Source organism: Acinetobacter sp. 251-1 (assembly GCF_030329305.1).
Lineage (GTDB): Bacteria > Pseudomonadota > Gammaproteobacteria > Pseudomonadales > Moraxellaceae > Acinetobacter > Acinetobacter piscicola_A.
The window spans coordinates 1-16,491 of record NZ_JACANS010000032.1 but is presented as its reverse complement, the minus strand read 5'-3'; the positions used below and the strand labels follow the sequence as shown (position 1 = coordinate 16,491).

Here is a 16,491-nt window from a genome sequence, read left to right as displayed (position 1 = left end):
CCACTTACCCAAGTTACGCCTTAAATTTGGATCAATTAGGGGCGCTTTGCATTTCAAATCTTTGTGCAACAAAGCCTTTTTCAATTAAGAGTTCGAGATTAACTCTTAAATTTATATTCAGTTTTATTAACAATGAACACTGCTGTGTATGTAGGTAGTATAGATATTCTGAAATATGACACTATAATCCATAGCTTACATCATTGTGAGAAATAGCTTACATTTGTATATATTTCAACCAAACAAAAAAATTTTTTTTATATTATTTTATTTAATATCATTGATTTAAATTTAACAAATAGTAAAGTACATTTAATTCTTTAACAATTCACTAAAACAGGAGTAAAAAAACTTTACATTTGAATATTTTCGTTAATTTTCAAAAATATTCGTATAGAATGATATAACTCTGTATCGTAATAGTTCAATACTCTTCATTTTATGAATGGGATTAAATTTCTTAATAAAATTAATGGTTTGCACCACAGATTATCTAATCACTACATGCGGAAACCAACTAATGGAATTTGTAAGAGTTTTATATGCGAGTAAGTCTACAAGTACTCATCCAGAGCTAAAAAATGATTTAATGCAAATCATTAATTCTGCTGTAGATTTTAACTCACGTAATCATATTACTGGTGCCTTGTACTATGGGCATGGCTACTTTGTTCAGTGTCTAGAGGGGCGCAGTACTAAAGTTGATGATCTTTTTTACAATAAAATTTTAAAAGATCCTCGGCATCAAAACTGTGAAATTCTCTTTTATGAAAAAGTTGATGTCGGTTTATTCAAGAATTGGACTATGAAATTTGCACCAATCAATAAAAGATTAGGAGATTTTTTCATAGAAAATCATCTAGATGAATTCAATCCATATCTTTTATCTAGTGAAACTATTCCTTCCTTTATCGAGCTTTTAGCTGGAGAGTATGAGGTAGAACCTTATCACTTTGAAGCAGATGAATAGTGCCCTTACTCGTAATGTAAATTACGTTAGGGGTAGTTTATGAAGATTCGACTGTGCTATGCGAGTACCCGAAATGAATCATCTACTGATCTTATTGAAGACTTAAGCAGCATCCTAAACATGGCTTGCGATTTCAATGAAAAAAATACAATATTTGGTGTGCTTTATTACGCCAATAATCATTTTTTTCAATGCCTTGAGGGTGATAAAGAGATAGTTCTAGAATTATTTGATAGAATTAAATTAGACCTGAGACATTACAATATTATTGAGTTTTAAGTTGTTGATATCGATAAAGTTATCTTTAAAAACTGGTCAATGAAATACGTTCAAAATGGTTCTAAAATTAAATTATTTTTCAATAATTTGGGACTAGAAGTATTTACTCCTTCTGCTCTAAATGAAGACAATTTAATTATTTTATTAAATGAGCTTGCCATTGAGAAACAAACCTGCATTCGTCGTAAGGTGGGTTTGAATCAAAGGGGTGTTACTTCTTACTTATAAAAAAAGACGAACTAAGGTTCGTCTTTTTTATTTATATTTTAAAGCTTAATCGTATGGCTTGTTCCGAGCTCCTCAGTTTCACCTGATATGGATGCTTTTGCTAATTTGAATAGAGTTACAAGCTTCCCTGCCCCTTTCCAATACTGAGCACCATTACAAATTACTCGAATCAATTGAATATCTGGGTCTGCTTTACCTTGTTCGAAGAACGCTTCATAAGCAGATGACCATAGCTGATCTAGAACTTGAGGATCATTAACGGCTTCAGCTATACCATTCACGGATAGATAGTCATTATTCGAGATATTGCTGTAGCCAAGGTTGACCTGAGGATGATTTTGAATATTTTTAACCAATTCAGATTTTTTTGAACCGATAAACCAGACAATCCCGTTAAAATCAGTATTTTGTGTGGTCATAGGAACTGAGTGTAAGTGCCCTTCTTCAGTTGTGAAAGTCACCATCACAAAACGAATATCTTTAACTATTTTATTAATCTCTACATGATCTTTTGTTAAGTATTCCACTTTTATAATTCCTATAAAAAACTGAATTATTACTATGGATCAATAAAAAATATTAAATAGTTTTATTATGTTAAATTATTGTTGTTAAATTCGATTAAAATTTAAAATAATGTAAAAAGAAAAATTAAGACTAAGAATAACGAATTTTCATATTTTTTATATCAACAACTTTAAATCTCCTATTTTTAACGAAGAGTATCTGATTGAGTTGAGTGTGATCTAAATCAAACCAAAGTTCGATATAGAAAAAAACAGATGTTTCAGAGTAAACCCACAACCACTGTTCCGTTTCTATTCTTTTAATAAGATCATAAATAGTGTCTTTAACTTTCATAATATTATGTAAATTAGAGTTCTCATCTTGAAGAGTAATTTCATACGTATTCATATTTACCTTTCAGATATTTACATATTCATAAATTTTATTTTAATTTAAATTACTTGTTAAACGCACATATTTTTGTAAACTTAGGATATTTAATTATTGTTAATAATTTTTATTGACTTTGTTCGGTAAATATTTTGCAAGATACTGATTTTTAAAGAGTTTAATAAAAAATAAGTATAATAAAATCATAGTTTTAGGTATTTTTGCAACAAAGCCAATCTAAAGTGAAAAAAAATATAGTGTAATTAGCTGCTTATTTATTAATATTAGATATAAAGTAGACATGGCACTTAAGATGGTTACTAAAATAAAAACACCAATAATAATAAATTTATAAAACAATATATTACAATTTTATATGATGCGTAATATACGCATCACATAAGAATGCTTATTTTTGATATAATTACAATAACGGGGATCATTATGCTGGTTTATAAAAATTTATGAGTCTTACGGAAACACAAATACGAAAGTCATATCCAAAGGAAAAAGTTTACTTTTTAGCTGACGATGATGGTTTAAGTTTAAAAGTCTATCCGAATGGAAGAAAATCTTGGAGTTATCGTTACTCAGTTCCAGAAACGGGTAAAAGACCACGAGTAACTCTAGGTACATATCCAGAGATGAATCTCAAAGAAGCTAGAGTGGCCAGAGATTCCTATAAGGCAACTAAATTTTCTACACAAAATTTAGTTCAGGAAAAAATTAAAACTTTTAAAGTTGTTTGTGAAGAATGGTTAGAGTTTAAAAAAAATAATTCATTTAAAGACCAACCACGGGGTGGTGTAATCCAATTAGCGAATACATGTTTAATTAATGACATTTATCCACTTATTGGTGATAAATGTTTTGATAAAATTAAAAGAACTGATTTAGTTACGGTTATTAAAAAAATTGAAAATAGGGGAGTTAAGGAACCTGTAAAAAAAGCATATAGCTATTTAAACCAAATCTATGATTTTGCAGTTGCAATGGGATACTGTGAATATAATCAAGCTTATGGTCTCAATAAAATATTATTAAAAGGAAAATTAAAGAAAAATTATCCCTATTTAAAAGATGAAGAAATTTCTAATTTTATTCTTAGAGTAACTCAATTAAATACAAATCCAATTATAAAAAAAGCGATACTATTTAAATTATATACTGGAGTCAGGGGGGCAGAGTTATTATCTGCAGAACCTCATCATTTTGATTTTGACAACAAACTTTGGAAAATACCTGCTTTACATATCAAGCAATATCGTCGAAAAGTGATAGCAGGTTATAATATTCCAGATTTTTTAGTTCCATTATCATCGCAAGCGGTAAGTATTATTAGATCTGCACTAGAGTGGTCACAAGGAGATCGTTATGTTTTTGCTAGCCCAAAAATTAAAGATAAACCATTGCATTTTAACACAATAAATTCAACCATCCGTAAGATGGGATATAAAACAGATGAGTTATCCTCACATGGCTTAAGATCAACATTCAGTACTATTTTAAATAATTCAGGCTTATTTCAAGACAACTGGATTGAAGCTCAACTTTCACATGTAGATAAAAATAAAACTCGCGCTAGTTATAATCACGCAGATTATATTCAACAAAGAGCTGACATGATGCAATGGTGGGGTGACTATTTAGAAAATAAATCCAAATCTAGTTTATAGGTAATTTAAATTAAACTATTTTGATTTAATAATAAATTTTAAACCAAATGCATTTAACAACTTATTTATAGAATCTAATGTTGGATTACTATCTGGTTGCTCCATTTTCTGTAAAGTTTGTGGTGCTATTTTAGTAATTTTACTCATTTCAGTTAATGTTAAATGTAGTTCTTTTCTAATGTATGATGCAATCTGGTAAATTTCCCACTCAGGATTGTTATTTATATTTTCTAAGACTTGTAAGCGTTTATTCATTTGCTCGATTGGCGTCATAGGCTTATAACGTTTATCCATTAGAAAGCTCCTGAATCTGTTGACATATATTCAATATACGATGATGACTATTTTGTAGAATCTCATCATCTATATTTATTTTTTTCATTTCATCAAGCAAATTTTCATAAAGTGGCAATTGTTGAGTAATTGTGTGTTTAATTTCACTTGAATCTATTCCTGTACATTCTTCTATTTGCGTTATGACTGATTCCCATAAAGGCATTCCACCATGATCGTCTTTTTCCCAGCGTGTTGTGCGTGCAATTCCATCAGGATGAAGCCACATTGGGGCAAAATCGAAGAGGGGTGTCAATTGAATTGTGCCATTATTTAAACGTTGAATTGCGGTATTACGGGTATGGTTGTCTTTATTTCCTAATGCAACATTAGCGATATCTCGTCTCAAATATTCAAAAATTTCAGCTTTTGGTGATGAGCAACATTCCATGAGCAATATACAAATTTGATTATGCGTCATTTTAACACCGAAGCCAGCTTTACCACTTAAAGAGGCCAAGCTTTCTTGCGCAATTCTTTCGACTTTACCATTGATAATTTGGCGATCAAAACGTGGAATAAATAGCGTCCTCTGGTGAAGCTCTAAATCCTTAAACACTCTTAGACCTAAGTACCGAGCTATTTTCATGTAGATTGCTTCATGTAACAGTATTTTTTCCAGTTTTTGATCATTTCCACGACTAAATTTAACTAGCCAATGCTTTGCCGCTAATTCATCTGGAAGACTGTGATCTAAATAAAAAAGACCATCATACCCTTGAGTTAATAGTAGTTTAGGCCACTCACCTTGAACACCTGAAGAACCAGCAACAAATAAACCATATGATGCAAGTGACTCAATGAAGTCTTCTTTTCTTTCAATAATTTCCCTTAGGCTAAATCCACGAGGTTTTACAGTTGGAAAATGATCTTGAAGCCAGTCATAAGCTTCTTTAATTCGTAGATTACCAATAGGATTACCTGCCCCAGATTTCAGTAGGGGCCAATCAGCTTGTTCTTCTGCATTAATTGAGAAGCCCAGCTGATTTAAAAGCTCCTTTCGCCCATAGCCTTGAGGTAACAAGTCCATGAGAAATGCTGGCCATTGGTTTTCTAAACTGTTTTTTACATTGACTGGAAATTGGAATGATAGAGCATGGCCATCTCTTAAATCCATATGTTCAATAGCATATTCAAATAGGTATGATGTTCGTGTAGATGCTCTCCAACCCTGCTCTTGATTAGCAGTTAGTTCAACAATAGCACAATCTTGCCATTCGTTATTTTGAAAAATTTGAAGTGTGCAATATTTATTCATATGTGTATTAAAATAAAATTATACATGCGTATTAAGCTAATATTTACCTATTATAGTAAATTTATAATGTACTTTCTACAGTAAATTCTTTAATTGTAAAAACAGATTTAAATCTAGCCGCTATCAAATTTAAATTACTATCTGAATGTCGATATCACATAGCTCTGTATATTTATTAAACACTATTACCGTATCTAATCCTCCCCATATTACAGCTCAAAGTTACTACGTTCTATCAAAGATATTTTTCTATTTAAGAGTATAGATCTCTTTTATAAATCAAAAAACGATCTACTTTTTGCTGACTATTTATACCGAAGAATTTTGAATATTCATGCATTGGACTGACTGCCGCCGCTTTCCTAGAAACAACTTAAGTCATACAATAAAACATTTTTTTATTTTTTAATCATTTACGAGTTGACAAAAAGTACACATTTTTAGGCTGATTTTTTTAGTTTATATATTAAAAAACTCAACCTTTGCAAGATTACAGAGATTTATATCATTAAATTACTTTATTTATAAGTATATAATTTAATTGTTAATATTTAGTTTTTAGTGGGCTAAAATTTAGATCATTTAATATTGGTTTGGTCACTTTATTTTAGATATTCTAGTTTATAAAAGTCACCGATGTTTTGATACTGATTTTCATGAGAAATAACAACAGTATATAATTTAATATTATAATGAATCTTAATCCTCATGAAAATGTTTTATATTCAATTCAATAAATGAATATTATGCTCAATCCTATTTTGGATCATTTGGAGTGTCTCTGCTTGAATTTGTCCAGGTAATAGATCATGAGCGATATCGCTGAATCGGCTTGCAACCTTACAAATCGAGCCAATAATTTCATCGACTTCTTGGGCAGAAAGTTCCGCTTCCTGAGTACCAAGTTTTACAAGAGCTTGTCGAGGAATATCCAGTGCCTCACCCATGATATCCATTTGATGATATCCCCCTGGTCCTTCACAGAAAGTAACATCATAGGCAGGGGAGAGTTTCCATTGTCCATTTTGGGACATCAGAAATGAAAAGTTTTTGCAATGATCATCTCGATTATTGAAGACTACATTGAAAACAGCTCGCTTGAATGCAATTGCTTTTTCGCGAACATCATTGGTGCAAAAGTGTGCAGCGCGAAGAAAGTTACTGTAGTCTAAACTCCCTGGTGATTTAAAATCAGCTCCAGTGAAGGCAGCTAAACTTTGCATAGGGATACGCATACCGTCATGGCGGTCAAATCTTTTTGATGCAAATGCGGTTAATCCATTCGGAAGAGTAAAATATTGAGTGTCAGGGGTGACAATATCACAATGACGTAAACATTCTGCATAAACAGCTTCAATTGCACAAACTTCAGGATGCTCTTGCTGAGCGGGAAATTTGATCAGCCAGGCTTCATGTTGATGTGAGCTAACTGTTGAGAATTCGTTGGTGACAGGATCACGATAGACGAGTGCTTTTGGCCTTGCACCTTGTGGTGATCCACCCATAACTAATAAATGCTGTAAAAATTCTGCACCTTCTCCTTTGAGAACTTCCTGGACTTCTTGAGCGAGTTTAATCAGTGGAATATTTTCAGTTAAGGCTAACTCAAGTGCTGAAGGTTCAAAGGATAATGCCCCCATCGCATTTGTATTAATATACGTGAGTCTTTCTAATGGCCCAATCCGTGCTGGATTGAGTCCATTTTTTTTAAATAAGCGATCCATAAGGAGCATGCCCCAACCATCGGGTAGGGCATCATATATAGGACCTGGCAATCCCATTTGATGGGCAGGAAAGTTTGTTCTCAATGACTCACCTTTTAACGGAAGTAGGTAAGAGGAAAGTTCTAAACCTTTACTGATCGCTTCTGCACTATATTCAAAGGCGATTAATGGCCGACCTGTGATTGCGGTTGAGGAGACCAGTGTACCCCAAAGCCAATATTCACCCCATCCATTGTAGTAAACATTAAGTTTTTTGAGCATGGATTTATTTCCTTTTGATACGTTGTCGAGCCGTATTGCTCTCATAGCGGAGAATGTCATTTACACTGTTTAAATGAGGTTTGAAGAGTTCCTCTAATTCTTTTAATCGGCCCAATACCATGGCAACACGTACTAAGTTTTCAAATGAAACATTTCGACCAGCTTCCAGATTAGATACTGTATTCACGCTAATACCAGCACGTGTAGCGACGTCTGACTGAGTCATTTCCAGATAAAGTCGTTCTTTGCGAAGCCTTTCACATAACAAAGTAACAACTTCTTCAGGTTTTTTGAATTTTAAATCCATAATATTGGGTCTTATTCCTATATATGTATATTAAACCATAAAATAATGGATTTATAAAATAAACTGACTTAGTCAGTAAGGAGGGTACTTTATTGGCCTGATTAGCTCCTATTAGATTAAAGAAGTCTAATTAGACATTTACAATCTAATAGAGTCTAACAACTTGCTTTAAGCTTAATCAGTTTTGCGTGGTGTCGCGAGGAACCGTGATTTGCTATCAGTTCAATCTGGAATATCTGACACAAGTGGACTGGAGTAATGAGATTGATGGGCATCGCTTTGCCTTTCTTGATACCTTATTCATTACTGATTGGCTTGGTTGCACAAACCTACGGTTAAAGGCTTATTCAATATTATAATTCTCAAATGAATAAGCCCACACCTAAAATCTATCGTACAACCCATTGGTCTTCTTATAACAGAGCATTAATAAATCGAGGAAATATTTCTATTTGGTTTGATCCCAAAACTCAACCAAAAGGCAAACATGGTCGAAATCAAATCTATTCTGATGTCGCTATCCAATGCTGTCTCATGATTAAATTCTATTCCGTCTGTCTTTACGTATGGTCACAGGCTTTGTTCAAAGTCTCATTCATCTTTATAGATTAGATTGGACAGCCCCGAATATCATCGATATTCGTATTCCACTATTTGTAGAAGACAAAAGCATATTGATATTGCGATTAACTATCAAAAAAGCAGTAATGGTCTCTATCTACTCGTTGATTTTACTGGCTTAAAGTTTTTAGGTGAAGGCGAATGGAAACGTAAAAAACATCAGCCTAAATATCGTCACCAATGGCATAAATTACATATTGGTATCGATGCTGAAACCCTTCAAATACGTGCTATTCAGCTCACAACCAACAATGTGATTGCTTCAGAGGTGCTTGGTGATTTATTGGATCAAATTCCACAAGAAGAATAGATTGACTCCGTCTATACTAATGGGGCTTATGACACCAAGCAATGGCGTTAGGTCATCGCAGAGCGACAAGCGCATGCGGTGATTCCACCAAGAAAAACTGCCAAGCTTTGGAAAGATACAAAGATCAGCTCGCTAGAGCGAAATGAATTACTTCGAACAGTTAAACGTTTAGGCAGAACACTATGGAAAAACTGGTCAGGCTATCATCAGCAAAGTTTGGTCGAAACCAAAATGCATTGCATCAAATCTTACGAAACAGTGTTTCTCAGGCGATAAACTCAGTGCAAGAAATTTCCAAAGCCAAGTCAATGAGATGCATGCACGTGTGGCAGTATTAAATAAATTTACGGAGTTGGGTCGACCTCATACCCGAGTTGTCACTTAAATTTGGATAACTTGGGGAAACTTTAGCTTTTGAATGTTTGTGCAACAAAGTCATTACACGCTAAAGCGTTGGCCAGCCTTAAGCGTTATCTGGATGATGGCACTCTACCGATTGACAATAAATGGGTGGAAAACCAGATGCGTCCCTGGGCATTGGGGCGTAAAAACTGGCTGTTTGCTGGCTCACTGCGCAGCGGCCAGCGAGCGGCGAATATCATGACGCTAATTCAGTCAGCAAAACTAAATGGGCTGGATCCGTATGCCTATTTAAGTAATGTGCTGAAAAGATTGCCGACACACAAAGTGACCCAAATAGAAGAATTACTACCACACTGCTGGAAACCTGAATCGAATTAGAAAATAGCTATGGGGTTTAGCGGATGCTTACGATTTAATCATCAGACAACATTGGATAGCGACATCAGAATAGGTTTGATTTCGACCATGTTTTCCTTTTGGTTGAGCGTGCCATTGATTTTTGGGATCAAACCAAATAGAGATATTTCTTCGAAAATGTTTCAATCTTGCAAGTTCATTTTCTACTAAATTTCTGATTTTATATAAATACTAATCCATATGCTAATGTTAGATCTATAGTTACATTTCTTTAGGATATTCGCTTTGGTTTCGGTATTGTAAATTTTACTCTAAGTAACTCTAAATCATAACCCTGATCTGCACACAATATTTATGTTTCTTTTAAATCCATAACATCAATCAAATCAGGTGCAACTTTCACATCTTGGGTCTTCCTATTACCAATAATAGATTCAATAGGATTTCTATTCGCATCCACAGCTAAATGGATTTTAGAACTATTTGCCACCAATATTTTTAGAAATAGCTTGGTCTTTCACTCCTGCCGCATTTTGACGCGCTCGTACATGAGACGCATCAATAAAACCGATTCTGAATCTGCATCATTAGATAATAATTTAAATACTTTGAACTGTGTTGATGCGTCAGCATTGTTTAAGGCATAGTGAGAAGTGAATTTAGTTTAGCGATTGAATTTTACTTTCTCGCTATTTTTTTAATAGAAAATGTCAACATAGCCGAACTTTTATAAATATATTTTATTAAAAAAATGTTTTTAATTAAGGTTAATTTTATTAGTAGGTATTACCAAGGGTATGCTATCAGCCATCTTTTAAAGAAAAGAAGTGTAGCAACTTGCTACACTTCTTGATTTTTTTCCACCAACTCTTTCAATAGGGTTTCTAATTTTTCTAAACTAGTATCATCAAAATGAGAAATTTTTAGAGAAACCTTTAATAACCTATCATTAAATTTAATATTACCAGCAACTTTCCCAGCATATTCAATTTTTTTTACAAGCGATGTCGATGACGAATCATTATTATCTTGAATTAGATATTTCGTAGCGTGTGCAACTGCCTTAGTTTGTTCAAGTTGGCCTTTCTTTACTTTTATCCAAGCAGTTAGCAAGGCTTTTTCAGCACGTTGTTTTATTTCGTCGTGATCTGCAAGAAATTTTTTAAAAGCTGTTGCAGCAGTTCGACCTAATAATTGAGGCTCATTTACCAAATCATCCAAGATAGCTTTAGGCAATTTTTCAAAAGATAGATATTTATACATGTCTTCGCGATTTAAGCCTAAAGACTTCGCTAAACGCTGTTTATTTTTCTTTAAATTTTCATCCAAGCCTACTAGACCAATATAGATTTCAAAGTCTGTTAAATCCTGGCGTTTTAAATTTTCAGCTAGTGTAAGTAGTGAAGCTTCTTCATTATTTGCATCAATAATAATGGCTTCAATAGTCGATTTTTTTAAAATTTCATGCGCACGTAATCGACATTCACCCGCAATTAACTCAAATTTTAAATTTTCAAGTTTTCGAACCGTGATTGGTTGCAACAAACCAACTTCATCGATTGATTCAGCGAGTTCTTTTATTTCCTGCTCATCAAATTTTCTACGCGGTTGATAAGGACTCCGTGAAATGTCTTCAATGGGGACATTTCGTCTAAATTCCTTTAATTCCTTAATATTATCTTTTTGAGCTAATTGATGCTTTTGAGTATTTTGTTTCAGCTTTTGAGCTAAAAGTTCTTTTGCAGTTGCCATAAAATTCTCAATCAGTTAACTTTAGCTAAAACTTCTTTAGCTAAACTTTCAAAAGCCTTTCTAACCTTTCCACTTTTGTCTAGCTTAAGTAAAGACTGCTGCATAATTGCGGCTTGATTTACTTTTGTACTTTGTGGGATAGTCGTTTCCATAATATAGCCAACTTGCTTAAATGCTTCATCACGAATGAGTTTACAGACATTTTGTCTTTCATCGTGCTTAATAAGTAATGCACCTAATAATTGTAGTTCAGGATTGATTCGCTTTATTTTTTCTAAATGATTAAGTAAGTCTGTTACACCATATAGACCATACTGTGAGCCAGATTCAATCGGAACAATTACATGTGTTGAAGATGCTAAAGCATTACTAGTCAATAGTTTTAAACTTGGAGGGCAGTCAATTAAAATAAAATCATAAAGATCTTTTAATAGTTCTAATTTTGTAGTGAGTTCTTCTGATGGTCTTGGCGCATCTTCTTTTAGCTGGTCCTCAGTTTTTCCTAAATTGAGAGAACCATAAATTAGTGAAACATTATCAAAATTAGTATCTTCTTCTAAAGCATCAGTAAGTAATGATACATCACCCACTAATAACTCAGCGGTTGTTACTCCAACTTCACTTGGATGTTTTAAACCAATATGCAAACTAGCATTTGCTTGAGGATCTAAATCGATCACAAGCACTTTTTTTCCTAAGTTTGCTAACTCAGAGGCTAAATGAACAACTGTTGTTGTTTTACCACAACCACCCTTGTGATTTGCAACAGCAATAATTTTTGCAGACATACTTGTCAAATCATTCTATATTTACAATTACTATTAATATAAATAACTTTGAGCTAAGTTACTACACCTTTTAAATTTAAAGCAGATCATTTGTATAACACTAAAGCAATTTAAAATTTTTATATAACTGGCTTAATTAATAAAAAATAGTAATTTAATTATAAACTACTATTTTTTATTTAAAAACAATACCATATATTTTAAAGTGGAGAGTTTTCACCCTAAAGTGGAATACTTTTCACTGTTTATTAAAATATTGATTAGTTATCTATTTAAATACATATTTATTTTTTAAATTTTATAATATTTATTAAATATTTATATGTATTTTTTTATTTAAGATAAATTTGAAAATATGACATTTTTTTCTAAAAACAAAATTTTGTCTTTCGTTATTTTATAAAGATCGTATCTAGCTCGAAACATTACAAAGTATAGCTGAGTGAAACGAGAGCTATGCTGAAGTAATTGTTTGAGCAACCAACCGACTTCCAGTATTAATTACACAATGAGAGTTACAGAGGGCGGTCAGGAAATGATCACGATTAGGTGTTGCATAGGTGTATGTATGTGGCTACTAAAATACTTATTTTTTGTTTTAAGGTTTTCTATTTTTTCTTATTTATTTTCAACATATTACAACCAATCCAAGACAAAGATTTGTCATAGCTCCTTTAAAAAAACTTTATAAATTCACTTTAATTTGTGTATCAAATTTAGGCGAAAGCCGTACTATTTCTAGGATTAACTCAAGACTGAAATCTGTCTTAGTTATCCACAATTTTAAATTTAAAACAAAACAAGACTTTAGTAGACAAAATAAGGGTTTTAAGACAAAAATATAGCCTTAAGACAATCCATTGACATTATTTGTCTTGAATTAGTATAATTTGTCTAAGGAAAGAAGTTCTGTATTTGGCAAACTTCTAGAACAATCAAAAACAAAAGGAAAAAGAAATCGTGCAAATAGGAAAAATTAGCACCGTGTTTAAAGTATATGACGCAATGATGGGTAGCGGTAAGACTACTCAAATTATAGAAAACATTAGAACAGCAGAAACATCTCAAAACTTTTTATATATCACTCCATTACTTGATGAATGCCATCGTATTTCAGGTACAACTTATGATGAAGATGATCACTTAAAACGTCCGTTGATTACTACAGAAGACGATACCAGCGTACATTACGCTTATCTGCCAGATGCACCCCTTAAAAATAAACGATTCAAACATCCATTTTATAAAGGCGGTAACAAAGCTGAAAGCTTACAGTACTTGCTCAAAAACAAAGAGAATGTAGTTAGTACACACCAACTATTTATGAACTTGACTCCTGCAATGCTTGAAGATGCTAAAGATTACGTTTTAGTCATCGATGAAACAATTCAGGTTTATGACGTTTATACCGAATATACAGCGACTGAATTAGAAGCATTGTTCCGTTTAGGATGGATTAAACTAGATGATAGTGACAATGTTACCTTACGCTTCCAGCGTGAAAACTTTGGTGATAATGGCGGTGATCCAACAGGAACAAAATACGAAAATCTAGCAACTATGTGTGATCTTGGTCAGCTCCTATATGTGGATCAAAAGCTGATTGTTTGGGAATTGAGTATTGATACCCTAAAAGCTTTCAAAGAAGTTTGGATTGCTACATATATGTTTGAAGGTTCGCAAATGAGTGCGTATCTGAAGTCGTATAGTGTTGATTATGAACTAATTCGTTTTGGTAACAAGCCTTCTCATATTAAGGAATTAGTCACTATTTCTGATGACAAATTTATCAATGATATAGGTACGAAAAAAACAGCTTTAAGCTCTAGTCAATTTAAGACTAATAAAAAGGCTTTATGTGAGCAACTATCTAAAAACTTAGATAACTACTTTCGTAATAAAGTTAAAGCTAAGAAAGGTGATCGTTTGTGGACTTCTTTCAAAGAATGTCATTCACTTATTGCAGGCTCACGCTATAAAGATGAATGGTTAGCATTCAATACAAAAGCTACGAATGAATATAAAGACAAGACTAATTTGGCGTACCTTTTAAATCTTTTCCCTAACCCTATGGTGGTTAAGGCTTCAGCTATGAAAGGCTTCCCAGTTAACGAAGATGTATTTGCTCTTTCAGAAATGGTACAATGGATATGGCGTTCAGCTATTCGTGAAGGTAATCCAATCAATATTTATGTGCCTAGCGCACGTATGAGAGACTTGTTGACTCGTTGGATGAATGATGAGTTTGAAAATATTGTCGCAGTTAAGACTGAACCTTACGCTCAGACTAAATCTAAACAATTAGAATTAGTATAAAGAAAACTATCTTTTGGGGATTGACATTCTCACCGTGCTAAAAGACGTAGATTCCTCCTGCGAGAAGTTCATGTCCGAGCGCAAAAATATTCAGTGAATTTATATCCCGATCCATGAACTACCACACTCACGACACTGTCATTCTCTTACTTAGTAAGCGTCCGCTGAACACACCTTATGAATTCATCCTATAAGCCTTAATTTAGTCCCCACTTAGAAACAAGTGGGGACTTAAATTTATGACTACAAATAATCAGACATCCATCGCATCTCTTGCGAAAAAACGAAGAACATAGTAAGCGTCCGCTGAACACACCTTATGAATTCATCCTATAAGCCTTAATTTAGTCCCCACTTAGAAACAAGTGGGGACTTAAATTTATGACTACAAATAATCAGACATCCATCGCATCTCTTGCGAAAAAACGAAGAACATACAGTCCTGAATTTAAACAGCAGATCGTTCAGGCTTGTAAAGCACCGGACGTTTCAATTGCTTCAGTCGCTTTGCAACATGGATTGAATACAAATCTTGTATCCAAATGGATTCGCTTAATTGATGCTAAGCCAGGGAGTGATCGCTCACCACTACCGAATAAACCTGCATTTATTGCCTTATCTTGCTCTGCACCATTAGATCCTACTCCTACTGACATGTTAAAAGTTCAAATTACTTTACCCAACTCAAAAGCAGAAATTGGCTTGAAATGGCAAGTATCAGAAATATCTGCTTTAGCAGAATTACTCAAGGCACTTGCAACATGATCCGCATTGATGAAATCTGGTTGTCTACTCAGCCCATGGACATGCGTGCAGGAATGGATACTGCCATGGCTCAGGTGGTGAGAGCCTTTGGCTACATCAAACCGCATTGTGCTTACCTGTTCTGTAATAAACGTGGCCATCGCATGAAAGTGCTGGTACATGATGGACTGGGCATCTGGCTGTGTGCCCGGCGGCTGGAACAGGGAAAATTCCACTGGGCTAAAGTTCACCAGGGTGAAAACGTAGCTCTCAGTCCAGAACAGTTACAGGCACTCATTCAGGGTTTGCCCTGGCAGCGCATTGGACGACAGCAAGTGGTCACAATGCTCTAAACTAGGCTGCTACATTCTACTATTCTCCAAACGTTCTATTTCCTCTGCGTCATGACCTCAGGCATACTGCGGTCATGAATACACTGCCTGACTTAAGCCAACTTACCCATGAACAACTGCTGGAATTTACCCTGCAGTTGGCGATGCAGCATCAGTCTCTGGCACAATCAAATCAAGAATTAGAAAAATCAAACCAGCAATTGGATGCCAAAGTTCAGCATCTTTCTATTCTCAATCAAAAATACGAGCATGAATTGGCGCTGTTTAAAAAGCATAAATTCGCCCAAAAGAATGAACACTTAACGGCAAAACAAATCCATCTATGGGACGAAGCGGTCGAAGAAGATATCGCAGCCGTTGATCTGGAATTAGAACGATTAAATGCAGATAAAACCGATTCAGCGACACAGAAAGCCAAAACCAATAAACTTAAACGTCGACTGCTGCCAGATCATCTACACACCATCCGTATTGAGCATGAACCTGCATCAACCCAATGCAGTTGTGGCTGCCAGTTACGTCGTATCGGCGAAGATATCAGTGAAAAACTGCATTTCAGACCGGCACAGTTCTACAAGGAACAGCATGTTCGTGGCAAATGGGTCTGTGGTCAGTGTGACACCCTGACTCAGCAAGCGATGCCTGCCTATGTGATTGATAAAGGCATTGCTTCACCTGAACTGCTCAGCCATGTGCTGGTATCGAAGTATGCCGATCATTTGCCGCTGTACCGTCAGCGCCTGATCTATCAGCGGGCTGGCATTGATCTGTCCAGATCCACTTTATCTGACTGGATTGGTCGCTGCGGTGTGGAACTGGAGCCTCTGGCCAATGCCTTAAAAGAGGTGGTGCTGCAACAGCAGGTGCTGCATGCAGATGAAACACCAGTCACCATTATGCGGATGGGTGAGAATGAGAAAAAACCGAAGAAAGGTTATGTCTGGGCCTATGCCA

At 34.3% G+C, this 16,491-nt stretch carries 13 protein-coding genes and 5 pseudogenes; 9 read left to right on the top strand and 9 right to left on the bottom strand.

The window, feature by feature from the left end; translation table 11 throughout:
- Positions 1-520: 520 nt before the first annotated feature.
- Together HX129_RS17075 and HX129_RS17070 are read left to right on the top strand one after the other, a co-directional pair.
- Positions 521-970: a BLUF domain-containing protein gene (locus tag HX129_RS17075; RefSeq protein ID WP_286436365.1), complete on the top strand. Its 450-nt coding sequence runs from the start codon at positions 521-523 to the stop codon at positions 968-970.
- A 39-nt stretch (positions 971-1,009) separates the two neighbouring features.
- Positions 1,010-1,477 (top strand): annotated as a pseudogene (locus tag HX129_RS17070) (BLUF domain-containing protein).
- A 38-nt stretch (positions 1,478-1,515) separates the two neighbouring features.
- On the opposite strand, the gene HX129_RS17065 reads toward HX129_RS17070, so the two are convergent.
- Positions 1,516-2,004: a pyridoxamine 5'-phosphate oxidase family protein gene (locus tag HX129_RS17065; RefSeq protein WP_286436364.1), complete on the bottom strand. Its 489-nt coding sequence runs from the start codon at positions 2,002-2,004 to the stop codon at positions 1,516-1,518.
- Between the two features lie 834 nt (positions 2,005-2,838).
- Between HX129_RS17065 and HX129_RS17060 the strand changes: the two genes are divergently transcribed.
- Complete coding sequence (locus tag HX129_RS17060) at positions 2,839-4,050, top strand: tyrosine-type recombinase/integrase (protein WP_130075354.1); 1,212 nt, start codon at positions 2,839-2,841, stop codon at positions 4,048-4,050.
- A gap of 15 nt (positions 4,051-4,065) precedes the next feature.
- Here HX129_RS17060 and HX129_RS17055 read toward each other — a convergent pair whose 3' ends face one another.
- From HX129_RS17055 to HX129_RS17040, 4 genes are all read right to left on the bottom strand, one after another.
- A complete protein-coding gene (locus HX129_RS17055) occupies positions 4,066-4,344 on the bottom strand; it encodes a helix-turn-helix domain-containing protein (RefSeq protein ID WP_111861266.1) in 279 nt (92 codons plus the stop codon).
- Complete coding sequence (locus HX129_RS17050; protein WP_130075353.1) at positions 4,337-5,641, bottom strand: type II toxin-antitoxin system HipA family toxin; 1,305 nt, start codon at positions 5,639-5,641, stop codon at positions 4,337-4,339. The genes HX129_RS17055 and HX129_RS17050 overlap by 8 nt, the downstream gene beginning before the upstream one ends.
- A gap of 725 nt (positions 5,642-6,366) precedes the next feature.
- Entirely contained in the window at positions 6,367-7,626 is a 1,260-nt protein-coding gene (locus HX129_RS17045) for a type II toxin-antitoxin system HipA family toxin (protein WP_171532298.1), read from the bottom strand.
- 4 nt (positions 7,627-7,630) lie between these two features.
- A complete protein-coding gene (locus tag HX129_RS17040) occupies positions 7,631-7,933 on the bottom strand; it encodes a helix-turn-helix domain-containing protein (protein WP_111861263.1) in 303 nt (100 codons plus the stop codon).
- 366 nt (positions 7,934-8,299) lie between these two features.
- Here HX129_RS17040 and HX129_RS17035 point away from each other — a divergent pair.
- Positions 8,300-9,249: pseudogene (locus tag HX129_RS17035) on the top strand (IS5 family transposase).
- 51 nt (positions 9,250-9,300) lie between these two features.
- Positions 9,301-9,605 (top strand): annotated as a pseudogene (locus HX129_RS17030) (transposase domain-containing protein); the annotation flags it as partial.
- 30 nt (positions 9,606-9,635) lie between these two features.
- Here the strand turns inward: HX129_RS17030 and HX129_RS17025 are convergent.
- The 4 genes and pseudogenes from HX129_RS17025 to HX129_RS17010 form a co-directional block, all read right to left on the bottom strand.
- A pseudogene (locus tag HX129_RS17025) lies at positions 9,636-9,758 on the bottom strand (transposase); the annotation flags it as partial.
- Positions 9,756-10,194 (bottom strand): annotated as a pseudogene (locus HX129_RS17825) (transposase); the annotation flags it as partial. The pseudogenes HX129_RS17025 and HX129_RS17825, both read right to left, overlap by 3 nt.
- Before the next feature lie 230 nt (positions 10,195-10,424).
- The gene (locus tag HX129_RS17015; RefSeq protein WP_286436362.1) at positions 10,425-11,336 is read right to left on the bottom strand and encodes a ParB/RepB/Spo0J family partition protein; all 912 of its coding nucleotides are present in this window, start codon (positions 11,334-11,336) and stop codon (positions 10,425-10,427) included.
- 11 nt (positions 11,337-11,347) lie between these two features.
- Complete coding sequence (locus HX129_RS17010; RefSeq protein ID WP_111861418.1) at positions 11,348-12,124, bottom strand: ParA family protein; 777 nt, start codon at positions 12,122-12,124, stop codon at positions 11,348-11,350.
- A 960-nt stretch (positions 12,125-13,084) separates the two neighbouring features.
- Here HX129_RS17010 and HX129_RS17005 point away from each other — a divergent pair.
- From HX129_RS17005 to tnpC, 4 genes are all read left to right on the top strand, one after another.
- The gene (locus tag HX129_RS17005; RefSeq protein ID WP_130075526.1) at positions 13,085-14,440 is read left to right on the top strand and encodes a YonV C-terminus-related protein; all 1,356 of its coding nucleotides are present in this window, start codon (positions 13,085-13,087) and stop codon (positions 14,438-14,440) included.
- A 381-nt stretch (positions 14,441-14,821) separates the two neighbouring features.
- Positions 14,822-15,205 (top strand): IS66-like element accessory protein TnpA, encoded by a 384-nt coding sequence (gene tnpA / locus HX129_RS17000; protein ID WP_004863613.1) that lies wholly within the window; start codon positions 14,822-14,824, stop codon positions 15,203-15,205.
- Positions 15,202-15,537, top strand: coding sequence for an IS66 family insertion sequence element accessory protein TnpB (gene tnpB / locus HX129_RS16995; RefSeq protein WP_043974827.1), 336 nt, complete (start codon positions 15,202-15,204; stop codon positions 15,535-15,537). Before tnpA ends, tnpB begins: the two co-directional genes overlap by 4 nt.
- Before the next feature lie 74 nt (positions 15,538-15,611).
- On the top strand, positions 15,612-16,491 hold an 880-nt coding region (gene tnpC / locus HX129_RS16990), incomplete at its 3' end, for an IS66 family transposase (protein WP_286436361.1).

What these genes read in the sequence shown, in the direction of transcription:
- HX129_RS17075 (WP_286436365.1), top strand. Translation starts at nt 521, where the DNA reads ATGGAATTTGTAAGAGTTTTATATGCGAGTAAGTCTACAAGTACTCAT.
- HX129_RS17060 (WP_130075354.1), top strand. Translation starts at nt 2,839, where the DNA reads ATGAGTCTTACGGAAACACAAATACGAAAGTCATATCCAAAGGAAAAA.
- HX129_RS17055 (WP_111861266.1), bottom strand. Translation starts at nt 4,344, where the DNA reads ATGGATAAACGTTATAAGCCTATGACGCCAATCGAGCAAATGAATAAA.
- HX129_RS17050 (WP_130075353.1), bottom strand. Translation starts at nt 5,641, where the DNA reads ATGAATAAATATTGCACACTTCAAATTTTTCAAAATAACGAATGGCAA.
- HX129_RS17045 (WP_171532298.1), bottom strand. Translation starts at nt 7,626, where the DNA reads ATGCTCAAAAAACTTAATGTTTACTACAATGGATGGGGTGAATATTGG.
- HX129_RS17040 (WP_111861263.1), bottom strand. Translation starts at nt 7,933, where the DNA reads ATGGATTTAAAATTCAAAAAACCTGAAGAAGTTGTTACTTTGTTATGT.
- HX129_RS17015 (WP_286436362.1), bottom strand. Translation starts at nt 11,336, where the DNA reads ATGGCAACTGCAAAAGAACTTTTAGCTCAAAAGCTGAAACAAAATACT.
- HX129_RS17010 (WP_111861418.1), bottom strand. Translation starts at nt 12,124, where the DNA reads ATGTCTGCAAAAATTATTGCTGTTGCAAATCACAAGGGTGGTTGTGGT.
- tnpA (WP_004863613.1), top strand. Translation starts at nt 14,822, where the DNA reads ATGACTACAAATAATCAGACATCCATCGCATCTCTTGCGAAAAAACGA.
- tnpB (WP_043974827.1), top strand. Translation starts at nt 15,202, where the DNA reads ATGATCCGCATTGATGAAATCTGGTTGTCTACTCAGCCCATGGACATG.